Origin of the sequence: Mycobacterium sp., assembly GCF_002863225.1 — a bacterium.
Classification (GTDB): domain Bacteria; phylum Actinomycetota; class Actinomycetes; order Mycobacteriales; family Mycobacteriaceae; genus Mycobacterium.
Genome location: NZ_PKEK01000014.1, coordinates 21,652 through 38,120 on the forward strand (window position 1 = coordinate 21,652; position 16,469 = coordinate 38,120).

At 66.7% G+C, this 16,469-nt stretch carries 18 protein-coding genes; 5 read left to right on the forward strand and 13 right to left on the reverse strand.

Features of this window, described 5'->3' with window-relative positions; all coding sequences use genetic code 11:
• Positions 1 to 5: 5 nt before the first annotated feature.
• The 6 genes from pafA to dop form a co-directional block, all read right to left on the reverse strand.
• Positions 6 to 1,364 carry a Pup--protein ligase gene (pafA, locus tag CYU59_RS03265; RefSeq protein WP_292975840.1) on the reverse strand — a complete coding sequence of 453 codons (1,359 nt, stop codon included), beginning with the start codon at positions 1,362 to 1,364 and terminating at the stop codon, positions 6 to 8.
• A gap of 134 nt (positions 1,365 to 1,498) precedes the next feature.
• A complete protein-coding gene (locus tag CYU59_RS03270) occupies positions 1,499 to 2,350 on the reverse strand; it encodes a DMT family transporter (RefSeq protein WP_292975842.1) in 852 nt (283 codons plus the stop codon).
• A gap of 10 nt (positions 2,351 to 2,360) precedes the next feature.
• Complete coding sequence (gene prcA / locus CYU59_RS03275) at positions 2,361 to 3,119, reverse strand: proteasome subunit alpha (protein WP_292975844.1); 759 nt, start codon at positions 3,117 to 3,119, stop codon at positions 2,361 to 2,363.
• Entirely contained in the window at positions 3,116 to 4,000 is an 885-nt protein-coding gene (gene prcB / locus CYU59_RS03280) for a proteasome subunit beta (protein ID WP_292975846.1), read from the reverse strand. Before prcB ends, prcA begins: the two co-directional genes overlap by 4 nt.
• The gene (locus CYU59_RS03285) at positions 3,997 to 4,191 is read right to left on the reverse strand and encodes a ubiquitin-like protein Pup (protein WP_292975848.1); all 195 of its coding nucleotides are present in this window, start codon (positions 4,189 to 4,191) and stop codon (positions 3,997 to 3,999) included. The genes prcB and CYU59_RS03285 overlap by 4 nt, the downstream gene beginning before the upstream one ends.
• Positions 4,192 to 4,305: 114 nt before the next feature.
• Entirely contained in the window at positions 4,306 to 5,814 is a 1,509-nt protein-coding gene (gene dop / locus CYU59_RS03290) for a pup deamidase/depupylase (RefSeq protein ID WP_292975850.1), read from the reverse strand.
• A 213-nt stretch (positions 5,815 to 6,027) separates the two neighbouring features.
• Between dop and CYU59_RS03295 the strand changes: the two genes are divergently transcribed.
• Positions 6,028 to 6,651 carry a hypothetical protein gene (locus tag CYU59_RS03295; protein WP_292975918.1) on the forward strand — a complete coding sequence of 208 codons (624 nt, stop codon included), beginning with the start codon at positions 6,028 to 6,030 and terminating at the stop codon, positions 6,649 to 6,651.
• 3 nt (positions 6,652 to 6,654) lie between these two features.
• On the opposite strand, the gene arc is transcribed toward CYU59_RS03295, so the two are convergent.
• Positions 6,655 to 8,481: a proteasome ATPase gene (gene arc / locus CYU59_RS03300; RefSeq protein WP_292975853.1), complete on the reverse strand. Its 1,827-nt coding sequence runs from the start codon at positions 8,479 to 8,481 to the stop codon at positions 6,655 to 6,657.
• A 173-nt stretch (positions 8,482 to 8,654) separates the two neighbouring features.
• Here arc and CYU59_RS03305 point away from each other — a divergent pair, with 173 nt between their 5' ends.
• From CYU59_RS03305 to CYU59_RS03315, 3 genes are read left to right on the forward strand one after another with little or no spacing between them, the layout of a single operon-like run.
• The gene (locus CYU59_RS03305) at positions 8,655 to 9,140 is read left to right on the forward strand and encodes a hypothetical protein (RefSeq protein WP_292975920.1); all 486 of its coding nucleotides are present in this window, start codon (positions 8,655 to 8,657) and stop codon (positions 9,138 to 9,140) included.
• Between the two features lie 10 nt (positions 9,141 to 9,150).
• Positions 9,151 to 9,696 carry a hypothetical protein gene (locus CYU59_RS03310; protein ID WP_292975856.1) on the forward strand — a complete coding sequence of 182 codons (546 nt, stop codon included), beginning with the start codon at positions 9,151 to 9,153 and terminating at the stop codon, positions 9,694 to 9,696.
• A gap of 6 nt (positions 9,697 to 9,702) precedes the next feature.
• The gene (locus tag CYU59_RS03315; RefSeq protein WP_292975859.1) at positions 9,703 to 9,996 is read left to right on the forward strand and encodes a DUF503 family protein; all 294 of its coding nucleotides are present in this window, start codon (positions 9,703 to 9,705) and stop codon (positions 9,994 to 9,996) included.
• Between the two features lie 29 nt (positions 9,997 to 10,025).
• Here the strand turns inward: CYU59_RS03315 and CYU59_RS03320 are convergent, their stop codons facing one another.
• Positions 10,026 to 10,871, reverse strand: coding sequence for a tRNA (adenine-N1)-methyltransferase (locus tag CYU59_RS03320; protein WP_292975862.1), 846 nt, complete (start codon positions 10,869 to 10,871; stop codon positions 10,026 to 10,028).
• 74 nt (positions 10,872 to 10,945) lie between these two features.
• On the opposite strand from CYU59_RS03320, the gene CYU59_RS03325 reads away from it, so the two are divergent.
• Positions 10,946 to 11,830: a RecB family exonuclease gene (locus CYU59_RS03325; RefSeq protein ID WP_292975864.1), complete on the forward strand. Its 885-nt coding sequence runs from the start codon at positions 10,946 to 10,948 to the stop codon at positions 11,828 to 11,830.
• 8 nt (positions 11,831 to 11,838) lie between these two features.
• Here the strand turns inward: CYU59_RS03325 and CYU59_RS03330 are convergent, their stop codons facing one another.
• The 5 genes from CYU59_RS03330 to CYU59_RS03350 all read right to left on the reverse strand — a co-directional run bounded on the left by CYU59_RS03330 (position 11,839) and on the right by CYU59_RS03350 (position 16,431).
• On the reverse strand, positions 11,839 to 13,209 hold the full coding sequence (locus CYU59_RS03330; RefSeq protein WP_292975866.1) for an FAD-containing oxidoreductase: 1,371 nt from the start codon (positions 13,207 to 13,209) through the stop codon (positions 11,839 to 11,841).
• Positions 13,206 to 13,685 carry a DUF4126 domain-containing protein gene (locus CYU59_RS03335; RefSeq protein WP_292975868.1) on the reverse strand — a complete coding sequence of 160 codons (480 nt, stop codon included), beginning with the start codon at positions 13,683 to 13,685 and terminating at the stop codon, positions 13,206 to 13,208. The genes CYU59_RS03330 and CYU59_RS03335 overlap by 4 nt, the downstream gene beginning before the upstream one ends.
• Before the next feature lie 94 nt (positions 13,686 to 13,779).
• Entirely contained in the window at positions 13,780 to 14,667 is an 888-nt protein-coding gene (gene hisG, locus CYU59_RS03340; protein ID WP_292975870.1) for an ATP phosphoribosyltransferase, read from the reverse strand.
• Complete coding sequence (locus tag CYU59_RS03345) at positions 14,667 to 14,948, reverse strand: phosphoribosyl-ATP diphosphatase (protein WP_292975873.1); 282 nt, start codon at positions 14,946 to 14,948, stop codon at positions 14,667 to 14,669. Before CYU59_RS03345 ends, hisG begins: the two co-directional genes overlap by 1 nt.
• A gap of 100 nt (positions 14,949 to 15,048) precedes the next feature.
• A complete protein-coding gene (locus tag CYU59_RS03350; protein ID WP_292975922.1) occupies positions 15,049 to 16,431 on the reverse strand; it encodes a sugar porter family MFS transporter in 1,383 nt (460 codons plus the stop codon).
• Positions 16,432 to 16,469 lie beyond the last annotated feature (38 nt).

Consider the following 16,469-nt stretch of genomic DNA (forward strand, 5'->3'; position numbering starts at 1 on the left):
CTTCGCTACATGCTCGCGATCAGGCGCTTGACCCGCTCGTCCACCGAGCGGAACGGGTCCTTGCACAGCACCGTGCGCTGAGCCTGGTCGTTGAGCTTGAGGTGCACCCAGTCGACGGTGAAATCACGCCCGGCGGCCTGCGCGGCGCTGATGAACTCTCCGCGTAGCCGCGCCCGGGTGGTCTGCGGCGGCTGGTCGACCGCGGCGTCGATCTCTTCGTCGGTGGTGATCCGGGCGGCCAACCCCTTGCGTTGCAGCAGGTCGAAGACGCCGCGGCCGCGTTTGATGTCGTGGTACGCCAGGTCGAGCTGGGCGATCTTGGGGTCGGACAGCTCCATGTCGTAGCGATCCTGGTAGCGCTGGAACAGCTTTCGCTTGATCACCCAGTCGATTTCGGTGTCGACCTTCGCGAAATCCTGGCTTTCCACCGCGTCGAGCTGGCGACCCCACAGGTCGACGACCTGCTCGATCTGCGCGTTGGGCTCGCGGGTCTGCAGGTGCTCGACGGCGCGCGCGTAGTACTCCCGCTGGATGTCCAGCGCGCTGGCCTGACGACCGCCGGCCAGCCGTACCGGCCGCCGTCCCGTCGAATCATGGCTGACCTCGCGGATCGCACGGATCGGGTTGTCCAGCGAGAAGTCCCGGAATGCCACGCCGGCCTCGATCATCTCCAGCACCAGCGAGGCGGTGCCCACCTTGAGCATCGTGGTCGACTCGCACATGTTGGAGTCGCCGACGATGACGTGCAGGCGGCGGTACTTCTCCGCGTCGGCGTGCGGCTCGTCGCGGGTGTTGATGATGGGCCGGCTGCGCGTCGTGGCCGAAGAGACGCCCTCCCAGATGTGCTCCGCGCGCTGCGACAAGCAGAAGGTGGCGGCCTTGGGTGTCTGCAACACCTTTCCGGCCCCACAGATCAGCTGTCGGGTGACCAGGAAGGGCAGCAGCACGTCGGAGATCCGAGAGAACTCGCCGGCCCGCACGATCAGGTAGTTCTCGTGGCAGCCGTAGGAGTTGCCGGCGGAGTCGGTGTTGTTCTTGAACAGGTAGATGTCGCCGCCGATGCCCTCGTCGGCCAGGCGCTGCTCGGCGTCGATCAGCAGGTCCTCAAGTACCCGCTCACCGGCACGGTCGTGGGTGACGAGCTGGATCAGGCTGTCGCATTCGGCGGTCGCGTACTCGGGATGGCTGCCGACATCCAGGTACAACCGGGCGCCGTTACGCAGGAAAACGTTGGAGCTGCGGCCCCAGGACACCACCCGTCGGAACAGGTAGCGGGCTACTTCGTCGGGCGACAGCCGACGATGGCCGTGGAATGTGCAGGTGACACCGAATTCGGTTTCGATGCCCATGATTCGCCGCTGCACAATTCGAGCGTACTTGCTGAACGCGCAACCCGTGCGCATCCCCCGCCGATGGGTCGGTGAGCCGACGCATCAAGCACCGTGCCGCTCGTCCTCGCCGGATCGACGCGATGCGAAAACGGTTGCCTTCGAACTGTTCACGACTCGGCGGGCTCGGGCGCCTCCCCGAACCGGCTCAGGGCCAGCGCCGCAAGCACGGCGACCACGAATCCGACTCCGACCATCCAGCCCAGGCCAAGACGGGTGCGATCCCCCAGCCAGACCACTCCGACCAGCGCGGGACCGACCGTTTCGCCGATCACCATCCCGGCAACCGCGGTGGTCACCGATCCGCGGCTCAACGCCGACGTCAGCAACATGAACCCGGCCGCCCCGCCGGCGATCAACGCGTAGACGGCGGGATTGGTCCAGAACGAGGCTTCGGTCAGATTGATCGAGTCGATCAGGCGGACCGCGATCTCGTCGACCCCGAATCCGGCGCCCGCCCCGAATCCCAGCACCAGCGCCCGGGTTCGGTCGCTCAGCCGGCCCGCTGCCGCGCCGGCGACGAACACGACGGCGACGATCACCAGCAGCGCCCAGCCCAGCCCGGGTGGGCCGTGTCCGGTGCCCTCGGGCCCGGCGGCGATGCCCAGCATCGCCAGGCTGGCGCAGACGACGGCGACGGCGGCCCATTCCATCGCCGACAACCGGGTGGACAGCACCCAGGCGGCCACGATCGCCGTGACCGCCAGCGACGCGGCGATCGCGGCGGCGACAACGTAGATCGGGACCAGGCGAAGTGCGGCGACTTGCAGCAGGAAACCGAGGCCGTCCAGGGCGATTCCGACCAGGTACCGCCATTGCCGCAGTGCCCGCAGCACCAGCGCGGCATCGACACCGGAATTGCTTTCGCCCGAGTCGACCGAGCGGGTCGCTGCCGCTTGCAGGACGGTCGCGGTGCCGTAACAGACCGAGCAGCCCAGCGCGAGCAGTAAGCCGATCAGCACCGGAGGGAGCCTATTTCGACGATTTCTCCGCTGAGTCGTCCGACGACTCAACGACCGGGCGCTCGGGCAGCAGATGCTCCAGCGCCGCACCGGCGATACGACGGAACGCCCGCCGCGGCCGGTTGGCGTCGAGGATCGCGACTTCGAGGTTCGACACCCCAAGCGGCGGCTGGTCGTTGTTGGGGGCCTCGGCGCGGCCTACTTCGAGCGCGTTGACCGCGATGTGCACCGCGTCGGCCAAGTTGGCGTTCTCGGCGAAGGATTCCTTCAGCGCGTTGCTGATCGGCTCCGTCGTCCCGCCCATCACCACGTAGTGCGGCTCGTCGTTGATCGACCCGTCGTAGGTGATCCGGTACAGCTCAGGCGCTTTGGTCTCGCCGTGATGAGCAACTTCAGCGACACACAGCTCGACCTCGTACGGCTTGGCCTGCTCGGTGAAGATGGTGCCCAGCGTCTGCGCGTAGACGTTGGCCAGCTGCCGGCCGGTGACATCGCGGCGGTCGTAGGCGTAGCCGCGGGTGTCGGCGAACTGGATGCCGCCGCGTCGCAGGTTCTCGAACTCGTTGAATTTCCCCACGGCGGCGAAGCCGACCCGGTCGTAGAGCTCGCTGATCTTCTGCAAGGAGCGCGAGGGGTTCTCCGCGACGAACAACACCCCACCGGAGTAGGCCAGTGCCACCACGCTGCGGCCACGGCCGATCCCCTTGCGCGCCAGCTCGCTGCGCTCGCGCATCGCCTGCTCGGGCGAGATGAAGTACGGAAAACTCATGACTCACTTCCCGCACGGTCGGCATCGGGTCCGAAAGTGTCTGCGCGTGTTCGTCTTTGAACGACTTCCCGAGCCAGCTCGGCGATCCGCGGCTCGGCCACGTTGATGGCGCCGTCGGCACCGATGGTGACGGCGGTCGGGAAGATCCCCCGCACCAGGTCCGGGCCGCCGGTGGCGGAGTCGTCGTCGGCTGCATCGTAGAGCGCTTCGACCGCAACCCGCAGCGCCGAATCCGCGTCCGTCACTTGCGAATACAGCTTCTTCACCGACGACTTGGCGAAGATCGAGCCCGAGCCCACCGATTGGTATCCCTCTTCTTCGAGGTTCCATCCGCCTGCGGCGTCGAACGAGACGATGCGTCCGGCCTTCGTCGGATCGGGATCGTCGATGTCGAAACCGACGAGCAGCGGTAGCGCCACCAGACCCTGCATTGCCGCAGGGAGGTTGCCGCGCACCATGATTGCGAGCCGGTTCACCTTGCCGGCGAACGTCAGCGGCACACCTTCGAGCTTCTCGTAGTGCTCGAGTTCGACGGCGTAGAGGCGGGCGAACTCGACCGCGATGGCCGCGGTCCCGGCGATCCCGGTCGCGGTGTAGTCGTCGGTGATGTACACCTTCTGCACGTCGCGCCCGGCGATCATGTTGCCCTGCGTCGATCGCCGGTCGCCGGCCAGCAGGACGCCGCCCGGATATTTCAGCGCGACGATCGTGGTGCCGTGCGGCAGCGCTGAAGTCGGCGTGATCGCTTCGACGCCGGCGCTGACGGGAAGCAATTCCGGCGCCTCGCGGCGCAAATAATCAGAGAAAGAAGAAAGGCCGCCAGAGGCGGTTCCGGGAAGAGCAGAGTTGATGGCCAGGCGATCGCGGTTAGGCCAGGTCACTGTCCGCCCTTTTGGACGTATGCGCGGACGAAGTCTTCGGCGTTCTCTTCCAGAACATCGTCGATTTCATCAAGCAGGTCGTCGGTCTCCTCGGTCAGCTTCTCGCGACGCTCCTGGCCCGCGGCCGTGCTGGAGGTGGGGTCGTCGTCATCGCCGCCGCCACCACCGCGCTTGGTCTGCTCTTGGGCCATTACTGCCTCCTGCGTCGTCATCGAACGTGAGACACGTCCGTCGTTTCTCCACCCTACCGGTCAATGCCGCTGATGCCCTGGCTTAGACGCTCATGTCCGGGTGCGGCCAACGCCTCAGTTGGTGAGCTGTTCGACCAACTCCACAGCGCTGTCCACCGAGTCCAGCAGCGCGCCGACGTGCGCTTTGCTGCCACGCAGCGGCTCCAGCGTGGGGATGCGCACCAGCGAATCACCGCCGAGATCGAAGATCACCGAGTCCCAACTGGCCGCCGCGATGTCGGCGCCGAAGCGCCGCAGGCATTCGCCGCGGAAGTAGGCGCGGGTATCGGTCGGCGGGTTGTCGACCGCGTCGATCACTTGCTGCTCGGTGACCAGACGCTTCATCGACCCGCGCGCCACCAGCCGGTTGTACAGGCCCTTGTCCAGCCGGACGTCGGAGTACTGCAGGTCGACGAGATGGAGTCGCGGCGCCGACCAGGCCAGGTTCTCGCGGTGGCGGAAGCCTTCGAGCAGGCGCAGCTTGGCCGGCCAATCCAGCAGCTCGGCGCACTCCATCGGATCGCGCTCCAGCAGGTCGAGCACATGAGCCCAGGTCTCCACGACCCTCGACGCGCTCGGGTCCGGGTCGCGGCTGTCGACGAGTTTTGCCACCCGGTCGAGGTAGATCCGTTGCAGCGCAAGGGCGGTCAATTCACGACCGTCGGCCAGTGCGACGGTGGCACGAAGCGACGGATCGCGGCTGACCGCGTGCACGGCGTGCACCGGCCGGGCCAGTGCCAGATCGCTGAGATCGATGCCGTGTGCCGGCCCGTCCTCAATCAGGTCGAGGGCCAGGGCGGTGGTGCCCAGCTTGAGATAGGTCGACGTCTCGGAGAGGTTGGCATCGCCGATGATGACGTGGAGCCGCCGGTAGCGGTCGGCGTCGGCGTGCGGTTCGTCGCGGGTGTTGATGATTCCCCGCTTGAGCGTGGTCTCGAGCCCGACCTCGACCTCGATGTAGTCCGAGCGCTGCGAGAGCTGGAAACCGGGCTCGTCGCCGGAGGGCCCGATCCCGACTCGGCCGGAGCCGGTGAACACCTGGCGGGACACCAGGAAGGGGGTCAGTCCGGCGATGACCGAGGAGAACGGAGTCTGCCGGCTCATCAGGTAGTTCTCGTGCGAGCCGTACGAAGCGCCCTTGCCGTCGACGTTGTTCTTGTACAGCTGCAGCTTGGCGGCGCCGGGGACGCTCGCGACGTGACGGGCGGCGGCCTCCATCACCCGCTCGCCGGCCTTGTCCCAGATCACCGCGTCCAGCGGGTCGGTGCACTCTGGCGCGGAGTATTCCGGGTGGGCATGGTCGACGTAGAGCCGCGCACCGTTGGTCAGGATCATGTTGGCGGCGCCGACCTCGTCGGCGTCGACCACCGGCGGCGGCCCGGCCGAACGGCTCAGGTCGAAACCGCGGGCATCCCGTAGCGGGGATTCCACCTCGTAATCCCAGCGGGTCCGCTTGGCCCGCTGGATCCCGGCGGCGGCGGCATAAGCCAGCACCGCTTGCGTCGAAGTCAGGATCGGGTTGGCGGTCGGGTCCGACGGCGACGAAATGCCGTATTCGACCTCCGTTCCGATAATTCGTTGCATCCCCCGAGCTTAGGCGCGACGACGATGCGCCCCGCGCAGTGGGGCGAGGAGGAGACGCGCAATCAGGCAGGCGCGACGACGATGCGCCCCGCGCAGTGGGGCGAGGAAGAGACGCGCAAGTGTGGAGGGCAAGGCGACTGCCGGCCGGATTGCAGGCAGGTGAACTCGACTGATCGACCATTGACGCAGGTGACGGAAGTCGTTACTTTCACCCTGGTGTCTGCCGAACCCCTCACCGGCCTGTCCGGAAAGCGCTACGGCGAAGTCCTTCTGGTGACACCGGGCGAGGTGGGACCGCAGGCCGCGGTCTACAGCAGCTTCGGTCTCAACGACCTGCCCGCCGAATTGTGGTCGGCGCTCGACCCGAAGGCCGTCGCGACCGAAAACGGCGCTGCCACAGCCATACTCGACGGCCCGCGGTACTGGCTGATGAACGAGATCGAGCGGCCCGCTCAGGGCATGAAGATCCTGAAGAATTTCGGCGGGATAGACATGGCGCTGCAATCACAAACACTGCTGCCGGGCCTGCATCCGGCGCCGTACACCGCCAATCAAGTGCACCGGCACAGCGTCTCGACGTTCGAGACCGGCGAAGAGGTCTACGAGTTGCACGACCCGGCGTTGCGGCGCTGGGTGATGCAGACCTGGAGCCAGATCGTCGACCCCAACCTGTCGAGGGCGGACCTGCCTGGACTCGGAAGCCGGCTGGAGCTGCCGAACGGGTGGACCTTCCAGACCCGCACGCTCACCAGCCCGTTGCGCATCGACACCACGACGCACGCCGCGCAGGTCCTTCAGGACGACCTGACCAACAGCTATTCGCTGCTGGCCGGCTGAACCCTACAGATACTGGCCGAGGTTGGACTCGGTGTCGATCGCCCGTGAGGCGCTCGAGCTCTTGCCGGTGACCAAGGTCCGGATGTAGACGATCCGCTCGCCCTTCTTGCCCGAAATCCGCGCCCAGTCATCGGGGTTGGTGGTGTTGGGCAGGTCCTCGTTCTCGGCGAACTCGTCGACGATCGAGTCGAGCAGGTGCTGGATTCGCAGACCGCGCTGACCGCTTTCCAGTACCGCCTTGATCGCGTTCTTCTTCGCGCGGTCGACGACGTTCTGGATCATCGCGCCGGAGTTGAAGTCCTTGAAGTACATCACCTCTTTGTCGCCGTTGGCGTAGGTGACTTCGAGGAACCGGTTGTCGTCGATCTCGGCGTACATCCGGTCGACGACCTTCTCGATCATCGCCTGGATGCACAACGAACGGTCGCCGGAGAATTCGGCGAGATCGTCGGCGTTGACCGGCAACGCGTCGGTCAGGTACTTGGAGAAGATGTCCTGAGCCGACTCGGCGTCGGGGCGCTCGATCTTGATCTTCACGTCGAGGCGACCAGGCCGCAGGATGGCGGGGTCGATCATGTCCTCGCGGTTGGAGGCGCCGATCACGATGACGTTCTCCAAGCCTTCGACACCGTCGATCTCGCTCAACAGCTGCGGGACGACCGTGGTCTCCACGTCAGAGGAGACCCCGGTGCCGCGGGTGCGGAAGATCGAGTCCATCTCGTCGAAGAAGACGATCACCGGCGTGCCCTCGGAAGCCTTCTCACGAGCACGCTGGAAAATCAGCCGGATGTGCCGCTCGGTCTCACCGACGAACTTGTTCAGCAGCTCGGGACCCTTAATGTTGAGGAAGTAGGACTTGGCCTCCCGTGCATCCTCGCCGCGGACCTCGGCCATCTTCTTCGCCAGCGAGTTGGCGACGGCTTTGGCGATCAACGTCTTTCCGCAACCCGGAGGGCCGTAGAGCAAGACACCTTTGGGTGGGCGCAGCGCGTACTCCCGGTACAGGTCTTTATGCAGGAACGGCAGCTCGACCGCGTCGCGGATCTGCTCGATCTGGCGGCCGAGTCCACCGATGTCGTTGTAGGTGACGTCGGGGACCTCTTCGAGCACCAGATCCTCGACCTCGGCCTTGGGGATGCGCTCGAACGCGTAGCCGGCCTTGGTGTCCACCAGTAGCGAGTCACCCGGACGCAGCTTGCGGGGACGCAGGTCGTCGTCGCTCGAGTCATATCCACCCTCGGGCAGGTCCGGCGCGACCAACGGCTCGGCGAGCCACACGATGCGCTCCTCATCGGCGTGGCCGACCACGAGCGCGCGGTGACCGTCCGCCAATACCTCACGCAGCGAGGAGATCTCGCCGACCGATTCGTAGGTGCCTGCCTCGACGACAGTTAAAGCCTCGTTGAGGCGAACCGTCTGCCCCTTGCGCAGCGAACTCACGTCGATGTTGGGCGAGCACGTCAGGCGCATCTTGCGACCGGAGGTGAACACGTCGAGGGTGTCGTCCTCATAGGTCGACAACAGCACGCCGTAACCACTGGGCGGCTGCCCGAGCCGGTCGACCTCCTCGCGCAACGCCAGCAGCTGCTGGCGGGCCTCTTTGAGCGTCTCCATCAATTTGGAATTACGCGACGCCAACGAGTCGATCCGCGCCTCTAGCTGGTGAATGTCGCGTGGACTCCGCCCGGCGCCGTGCGATCCGGCGGCGGTGTCCAACTGCTCGCGCAGGATCGCGGCTTCACGGCGAAGCTCTTCCAACTCGGCGGCGTCCTCGGTGGGGAGGTCCGGCTCGCGTGGGCTACCGAATGGATCACGCTCAAATTCACCCATGTTGCGCCCCTTTCCCGCCCAGAGACGGTCGTGCGGTGGATACCTCAACGCTACCGGCGATTTCCGTTTCATGCGGGAACTCGAAATGGGGCACACAGGCAACAGCGTTAACATCTTGTTTAGCCAGCTTGACCGAGAGGACGCTCGTGACCGTGAAATCCCTAGCCACAGGCATGGCGGCATTGGCCGCGATCAGTGCGGCCGCTGCGGGTGTGACCTGTATTGCACCAGCCGCCGCCGCGTCGCCGGACGCCCGGCCGGCCGCCGTCGGCGCTCCCCTGCCGCTGGACCCGCCGTTGCCCGCCACCGTCGACGTTCCCACCGCGGCCCAGTTGGCGACCGTTCTCAACACACTGCAGGACCCGAGCGTGTCGTTTGCCAGCAAAGGCGACCTCGTCGAGGGCGGTATCCCGGTTCCGATCGGCATCGCCGACCATGAGCTGCAGAAGGCCGCTTCCAAAGGCAGCTTGCCGCTGACGTTCGACATCACCAACATCGTGCCCTCCGGGCCCGGTGCCGCGACGGCCACCATCACCGCGTCGGGGCCGCGGCTCAAGCCGACGCCGGAGTACCTCCGGTTCGTCAATCAAGGTGGCTGGAAGCTGTCGCACGACTCGGCGCAGACGCTGATCTCGGCCGTGCGTTCGTCAGGGCACTGACGGCCGCTGAATGCGCCGTCGCCTGACCGTTGTCCTGAGCACCGCCGCGATTGCGGCGGTGCTCGGTCTTCCGGGGTGTTCGAACGATGACGACGATGCCGCGCCGTCGCCGCCGCCTGCGGCGCCGTCGACGACATCGGCCACGCTGAGCGCGGCAGCCCCGCAAGCGGCCCCCCTACCGGCGCCGGAGGCGCTGGCGGGTGTGCTGTACCGGCTGGCCGATGCCGCGGTGCCGGGTCAGCAGAAGCTGAGCCTGGTCGAAGGGTCCACCCCGGAGAGCGCCGGCGTCTTCGACCAGTTCGCCAACGCGTTGATCAACGGCGGTTATGCGCCGGTGAAGTTCGATGTGCGCGACGTCAATTGGTCGGACCGCGATCCCGCCGACGTGGTGGCCAACGTCGACGTCAGTTCGACCAACGCTCGCGGTCCCCATTTCGGTTTCCCGATGGAATTCAAGCCCTCTCAGGCGAATTGGCAACTCTCGGCGCGGACCGCCGACGTCCTGTTCGCCCTCCGTACCGATGCCACCGAACCGCCGACCACACCCGGCCGCTGACGTCGCGTGTGGATCGGCTGGCTCGAGTTCGATCTGCTACTCGGCGACGTGCATTCGCTCAAGCAGAAGCGGTCGTTGATTCGACCCGTAATCGCAGAGCTGCGAAGGAAATTCAACGTCTCTGCCGCCGAGACGGGGTCCCAGGACCTGCACCGGCGGGCCGGGATCGGTGTCGCGATGACCGCCGCCGACCGCGCTCATGTCGTCGAGGTGCTCGACGCCGCCGAACGGTTGGTCGCCGGACGACCGGAGTTCGAATTGCTCTCCGCCCGAAGAGATCTCCGGCGTAGCGACGACTGACGCCGCTCGGCGACGACGCGGAGTATCGACTAGCCCGGCCCGGTGGGCCGCTGTTTTCTGCGCATCGGGGTCGGCGTCACCGCACCCGGCGCCAACTTGCGGGCGAACACCAGAAATGCGGTGTGCCCGCGCATGTTGTGCTGCGGGCGCACCGCCAAACCCACGACATTCCAGCCGCGCTGCATCGTCTCCCAGGCGCGCGGCTCGGTCCAGCACTGCTGAATGCGCAGCGCCTCCACCACCTTGGACAGCTGAGTCACGGTCGCCACGTAGATCATCAGAACGCCACCGGGGACCAGCGCCCGCGCAACGCGGTCGAGCACGTCCCACGGCGCGAGCATGTCCAGCACCACCCGGTCGATCGAGCCGTCGGCCAGATCGGCGTCGACGACGTCGGCGACCACCAGCTGCCAGTTCTGCGGAAGGTGGCCGAAGAAGGTCTCGACGTTGCGACGCGCATGCTCGGCATGGTCGGCCCGCACGTCGTAGGAGATGACCTGTCCCCCCGGTCCGACCGCGCGCAGCAGCGAACAGGTCAGCGCACCGGATCCGGCGCCGGCCTCCAACACACGCGCTCCCGGGAAGATGTCTCCCTCGTGCATGATCTGCGCGGCGTCCTTCGGGTAGACCACCTGCGCGCCGCGCGGCATCGACAACACGTAGTCCACCAGGAGCGGTCGCAGCACCAGGAATTGGTCGCCGTTGGCGGACTTGACCACGCTGCCTTCCGGCTGCCCGATCACCGCGTCGTGGGCTATCGCGCCGCGGTGGGTGTGGAACTCCCCGCCGGGGCTGAGCACCATCGTGTAGTGCCGCCCTTTGGCGTCGGTGAGTTGCACGCGATCCCCGATGACGAACGGGCCGGTTGCAGACACAGCGGTCAAGCCTGCCAGCAGACGCGCCGCCGCAGGTGCGCGGGGTTGTCCGACCCGCCTTCTAGGCTGCGGATATGAGCGATCCGTCCGGCACTCCGGCCCGAAGGCGGCCGGCCCTGTCCCCGTCGCGGGCGGCCGACTTCAAGCAGTGCCCGCTGCTGTATCGCTTCCGTGCCATCGACCGGCTCCCCGAACCGGCGTCCACCGCTCAGGTGCGCGGGTCGGTGGTGCACGCGGCGCTTGAACAGCTCTACGGCCTGCCGGCGGCCGAACGCGGCCCGCAGACCGCCGACGCGCTGGTCGGCCCGGCGTGGGAGCAGGTGATCTCCGCCGAACCCGAGCTGACCGAACAGCTGGACTCCGAGCAGCAGACGCACCTGCTCGGTGAGGCGCGCAAGCTGCTGTCCGGTTACTACCGCCTGGAGGATCCGACCCGTTTCGATCCGCAGAGCTGCGAGCAGCGAATCGAGGTCGAACTCGCCGACGGGACGTTGCTGCGCGGAATCATCGACCGCATCGACGTCGCGCCGACCGGTGAGTTGCGGGTGGTGGACTACAAGACCGGCAAGGCCCCACCCGAGGCGCGGGCGCTGGCCGAGTTCAAGGCCATGTTCCAGATGAAGTTCTACGCGGTCGCGTTGCTGCGGTCCCGGGGAGTGCTGCCCACCCGGTTACGACTGATCTACCTGTCCGACGGCCAGCTGTTGGACTACTCCCCCGACGAAGCCGAGCTGCTGCGCTTCGAAAAGACCTTGATGGCCATCTGGCATGCCATCCAATCCGCCGGCGCCACAGGCGATTTCAGGCCGCGCCCGTCGCGTCTGTGCGACTGGTGCGCGCACCACTCGCATTGTCCGGTCTTCGGCGGAACCCCACCGCCGTACCCGGGCTGGCCGGCCGTTCCGGACGAGGGCAACGCCGACACCGTCCTGCAGCACACGGCCGAACCGGCCGCCTGACCCGGTCGCTACTGCAGCGGCGACAGTTCTTGCAGCAACGTGGGAATCAGCTCGCTGACGGTCGGGTGGATGTGCATCGTGCGGGCCAGCGTGGTGTAGGGCGCCTTGGCGGACATGGTGTCGAGGATGCCGTGAATGACCTCGTCACCGCCGACCCCCAGGATGGCCGCGCCGAGGATCTGATGCGTCTCGGCGTCCACCACGACTGTCATGAAGCCTTGCGTCTCACCCTTTTCCACTGCTCGCCCGACGCGTGTCATCGGTCGCCGGCCGACCAGTGCGGGTCGGCCGGTCGCCCGTACCTGATCGACGGTCATCCCGGCACGCCCCAGTGGTGGGTCGATGTAGAGCGCGTACGTCGTGATGCGGTCGCTCACCCGGCGCGGGTCGTCATCGAGAAGGTTGGCGGCGACGATCTCGAAGTCGTTGTACGAGGTATGCGTGAACGCACCTTTGCCGTTGCAGTCGCCCAGCGCCCAGATGTGGTCGACGCTGGTCTGCAGTTGATCGTCGACGACGATGTAGCCGCGGTCGTCGACGTCGACTCCGGCGTGCTCGAGGCCGAGGTCGTCGGTGTTGGGGCGCCGACCCACCGCGAGCAACAAATGACTCCCCTCGACGGGGGCGTGTCCGGCTCCCGGTGTCAGTTCGAAGCCGTTGTCGCGCGGGGAAACTCGGACATCGCCGGCATCGACGATGATGTCGACGCCCTCGTTCTCCAGGATCGAGCGGATGGCGTCGGAGACGTCGTGATCTTCGCGGGATGCCAGCCGCGGACCTTTTTCGACCACCGTCACCCGAGCGCCGAAGCGGCGGTACATCTGGGCGAATTCGAGCGCGATGTAGCTACCGCCCACCACGACGAGATGTTCGGGCACCGTGTCGAGTTGGAGAATCGAGACATTGGTGAGGTAGTCGACGTCGGCCAGCCCGGGGATGTCCGGCACCACCGCGCGGCCACCGACGTTGAGGAAAATCCGCTCGGCGTGCAGCGTATCGTCACCGACCTGGACCGTGTGCGGGTCGACGAACTGCGCGTGGCCGCGAAAGACCGTGCAGCCGTCCATCCCGTCGAGCCAGTCCTCCACACCTTTGCGGTCGTCGGAAACGATGCCGTCCTTGCGCGCCTTGACTTTTGACATGTCGACGCTGACCGGCCCGGTGCTGACGCCGTAATCGGCGCCCCGGCGGGCCAGATGTGCCGCGTGCGCGCTGGCCACCAGTGTCTTGGTCGGGATACAGCCGGTGTTGACGCAGGTGCCGCCGAAGAGCTTGCGCTCCACCAGCGCAACGGTCTGACCGGCGGCGGTCAACCGTCCGGCCAGCGGAGGCCCGGCCTGACCGGCCCCCACGATGATCGCGTCGAAATGCTGTGTCACAGAGCGGCAGTGAGAGCGGCGAGCGCGAATCCACCACCAACGGCGACAACGTCTTCGAGCAGTGCGGCCGGCAGGTCGCGACCGAACGACTTCGCCAGCCGGGCGCGCACCTGGTAGCCACCGAGCGTGCCCAGGACCGCGCCGACCACGCCGGCCCCGAGCGCAGTCCACGTGACCCCCCAGGCGGTCCCGATGACCGCCCCGGCGAACCCGCCGGAGATGATGCGTCCGATGAATGCCGGCGGCGCGGTGCGCGGAGGTGTCTTGGGCTGCTGGTCGAGATAGAGCTCGCCGACCGCCAGCACGCTGAACACGATGGCGGTGATGAGGTTGCCCACCCACGACGCCCATGTGCCGGTCAGGTTGATCCAGTGCGCCACCGCGGCCCAGGCGACCACCGTCGGAGCGGTGAAAGTTCGCAAGCCCGCGACCACGCCGATTCCGAGAGCCAAAAGCAGAACATAGAAATGCGTCATGTGCGACATTGCTACCACTCCTCAGGGATCGGCAAACAACCGCTGCTGTAGCCGGACGCTAACACAGCGCGGCTGCCTGAGGGAGGTGTGCGAATCAGAATCGGAAGAAGCGGACGTTCGATGCCAGGATCGCCTTGGCGCCGATCGCGGCCAACTGGTCCATGATCGCGTTGACGCCGCGGCGGGGCACCAGCGCCCGGACGGCCGCCCAGTCGGGGTCGGCCAGCGGAGAGATAGTGGGCGACTCCAACCCTGGTGTGATCAAGGTGGCTTCGTCGAGAACCGAACGCGGACAGTCGTAGTCGAGCATCAGATACTGCTGGCCGAACACCACGCCCTGCACCCGCGCCACCAGCTGATCGCGTGCGGCGACGTCCGGGCGCTCGGAGGCGTGCGGGTCGATCTGCTCGATGAGCACCGCTTCGGAGTCGCACAGGGCATCGCCGAACGCCACCAGGTTGTGCAGGTTCAGCGTCCGCCCGGAGCCCACCACGTCGGCGATCGCGTCGGCGACTCCGAGCTGCACCGAGATCTCGACGGCACCGTCGAGCCGGATGACCGTCGCCTCAATACCGCGCGCCGCCAAGTCTTCTCGGACGATGTTCGGGTATGCGGTGGCGATGCGTCGTCCCGCCAGGTCGTCGATGGTCCAGTTCCGGCCGGCCGGCGCGGCATAGCGGAAAGTGGAGGAGCCGAACCCCAGCGCGAGTCGCTCGTGGACGGGCGCACGTGACTCACGCGCCAAATCCCGTCCCGTGATACCGAAGTCGAGTTCCCCGGAGCCGACGTAGATGGCGATGTCTTTGGGCCGCAGGAAAAAGAACTCGACGTGGTTGTGCGGATCGATGACAGTGAGGTCTTTGGGATCGGTGCGTCGCCGGTAGCCGGCCTCGGAGAGGATCTCGACGGCGGTCTCGCTGAGCGCACCCTTGTTCGGAACAGCGACGCGCAGGTTGTCCGAGCCGTTGTGGTTCGACGTCATCAGAGTTTCCGGTACACGTCGTCGAGCGTGAGGCCGCGGGCGATCATCAACACCTGGGCCCAGTACAGCAACTGGCTGATCTCTTCGGCCAGCGCCTCGTCGGACTCGTGCTCGGCGGCCAACCACACTTCGCCGGCCTCTTCGAGGATCTTCTTGCCCAGGGTGTGCACGCCGCTGTCCAGCGCGGCAACGGTGCCGCTGCCGGGCGGACGGGTGCGGGCGCGTTCGCCGAGTTCGGCGAACAAATCCTCGAAGGTCTTCACGGCCAGGGATTCTGTCATGCGTAGCTGATCGACGTCACGGCGGTTTCAGCTACCGGGGGGTGCGCGACACGGCGCGAGCGTGCACAGAATCCCGGTCCTCGCGGCGTTGAGCCCGTCCTCACGCAGCCGGGGACACCTCGTCGGGCATGTCTTCCAGCGACACCCCGTTGGTCTCGCGCACCCATCGCCAGACGAAAACGAACGACAGCACGGCGCACAACGTGTAGATGCCGTACGCCACCGGCAGCGCGTGTCGCAGCGCCGGAAACGACACCGCGATGGTCCAGTTGGCCATCCACTGGACGCCGGAAGCCAAGCCCAACGCTGCCGATCGGATGCGGTTGGGGAACATCTCGCCGAGCAGCACCCACAGGATCGGCCCCCAAGAGACCGCAAACGAGACCACGAACAGATCGGCCGCCACCAGCGCGACGATTCCGGACGGCCCGTCGAGTTCGGGCCGACCGTTGTGCACCGACGCGCCCGCGAACACGACCGTCATGGTGACCAGCATCAGCGACATCCCTGCCGATCCCGCCAGCAGCAGCGGCCGGCGACCGATCCGGTCGATCAACGCTATCGCCACCAGCGTGATCAGCACGTTGACCCCGGTGGTCACCAGGCCGATGGTGAACGACGATTTCTCGCCGAATCCCACTGCCTCCCAGAGCAGATCGGAATAGTTGAAGATGACGTTGATGCCGACGAACTGCTGAAAGACAGCCAGCCCCAAGCCGACCCAGACGATGCCGTACAGGCCACCGGTCGGCGCGCGCAGATCGCGCCACGACGGCGGCTTCTCCTGTTCGAGCGTGTCGGCGATCCGGGCGACGGTGTGCTGGGCGTCGCGCTCACCCAGCAACGTGGAGAGCACCTGGGTGGCCTGCGAAATACGTTGCTTGGCAACCAGATAGCGCGGCGACTCCGGGATGGTGAACAGCAGCACGAAGTAGAGCAGCGCCAGGAGCAACTCGCAGAGAAATGTCCAGCGCCACGCCGCCAGGCCAAGCCAGAGCGGCTTGCCGGCCCCACCGGCGATGTGGAACGGCACCCAGGTCAGTGCCACCGCGCCGAACAGACCGCACACGATGGCGAGCTGCTGCAGCGAGCCGAGCCGGCCGCGGAAACGTGGCGGTGACACCTCGGCGATGTAGGCGGGAGCGGCGACCGACGAGAAGCCGATGCCGACACCGCCGATCAGGTGAAAAACGATGAACGTCCAGATGTCGGGCGCCAGCGCGGTACCGAGTCCGCACACGAAAAACGATGCCGCCGAAAGCTTCATGATCGACAATCGGCCCAAGCGGTCGCCGAGCCGGCCGGCCCACACGGCACCGATCGCGGCACCCAGCACACCCGATGCGGTCGCGAAACCCAGCAGCCCGTTGCCGATGTGAAAGGTGGCCTGCAGCGCTTTGACCGCGCGGTTGGTCACCGAGATGTCGAAGCCGAACAACAGGCCGCCGATCGCCGCCACCGAGGCGAATCGGACGGCGGACAAGAACGCCCGGCGCGCGGCGCGCGGATCGACCGGAAGAT

What these genes read in the sequence shown, in the direction of transcription:
- dop (WP_292975850.1), bottom strand. Translation starts at nt 5,814, where the DNA reads ATGCAACGAATTATCGGAACGGAGGTCGAATACGGCATTTCGTCGCCG.
- CYU59_RS03345 (WP_292975873.1), bottom strand. Translation starts at nt 14,948, where the DNA reads ATGACAGAATCCCTGGCCGTGAAGACCTTCGAGGATTTGTTCGCCGAA.
- CYU59_RS03310 (WP_292975856.1), top strand. Translation starts at nt 9,151, where the DNA reads ATGCGCCGTCGCCTGACCGTTGTCCTGAGCACCGCCGCGATTGCGGCG.
- hisG (WP_292975870.1), bottom strand. Translation starts at nt 14,667, where the DNA reads ATGACGTCGAACCACAACGGCTCGGACAACCTGCGCGTCGCTGTTCCG.
- CYU59_RS03285 (WP_292975848.1), bottom strand. Translation starts at nt 4,191, where the DNA reads ATGGCCCAAGAGCAGACCAAGCGCGGTGGTGGCGGCGGCGATGACGAC.
- CYU59_RS03335 (WP_292975868.1), bottom strand. Translation starts at nt 13,685, where the DNA reads ATGACGCATTTCTATGTTCTGCTTTTGGCTCTCGGAATCGGCGTGGTC.
- arc (WP_292975853.1), bottom strand. Translation starts at nt 8,481, where the DNA reads ATGGGTGAATTTGAGCGTGATCCATTCGGTAGCCCACGCGAGCCGGAC.
- prcA (WP_292975844.1), bottom strand. Translation starts at nt 3,119, where the DNA reads ATGAGTTTTCCGTACTTCATCTCGCCCGAGCAGGCGATGCGCGAGCGC.
- CYU59_RS03325 (WP_292975864.1), top strand. Translation starts at nt 10,946, where the DNA reads ATGAGCGATCCGTCCGGCACTCCGGCCCGAAGGCGGCCGGCCCTGTCC.
- CYU59_RS03305 (WP_292975920.1), top strand. Translation starts at nt 8,655, where the DNA reads ATGGCGGCATTGGCCGCGATCAGTGCGGCCGCTGCGGGTGTGACCTGT.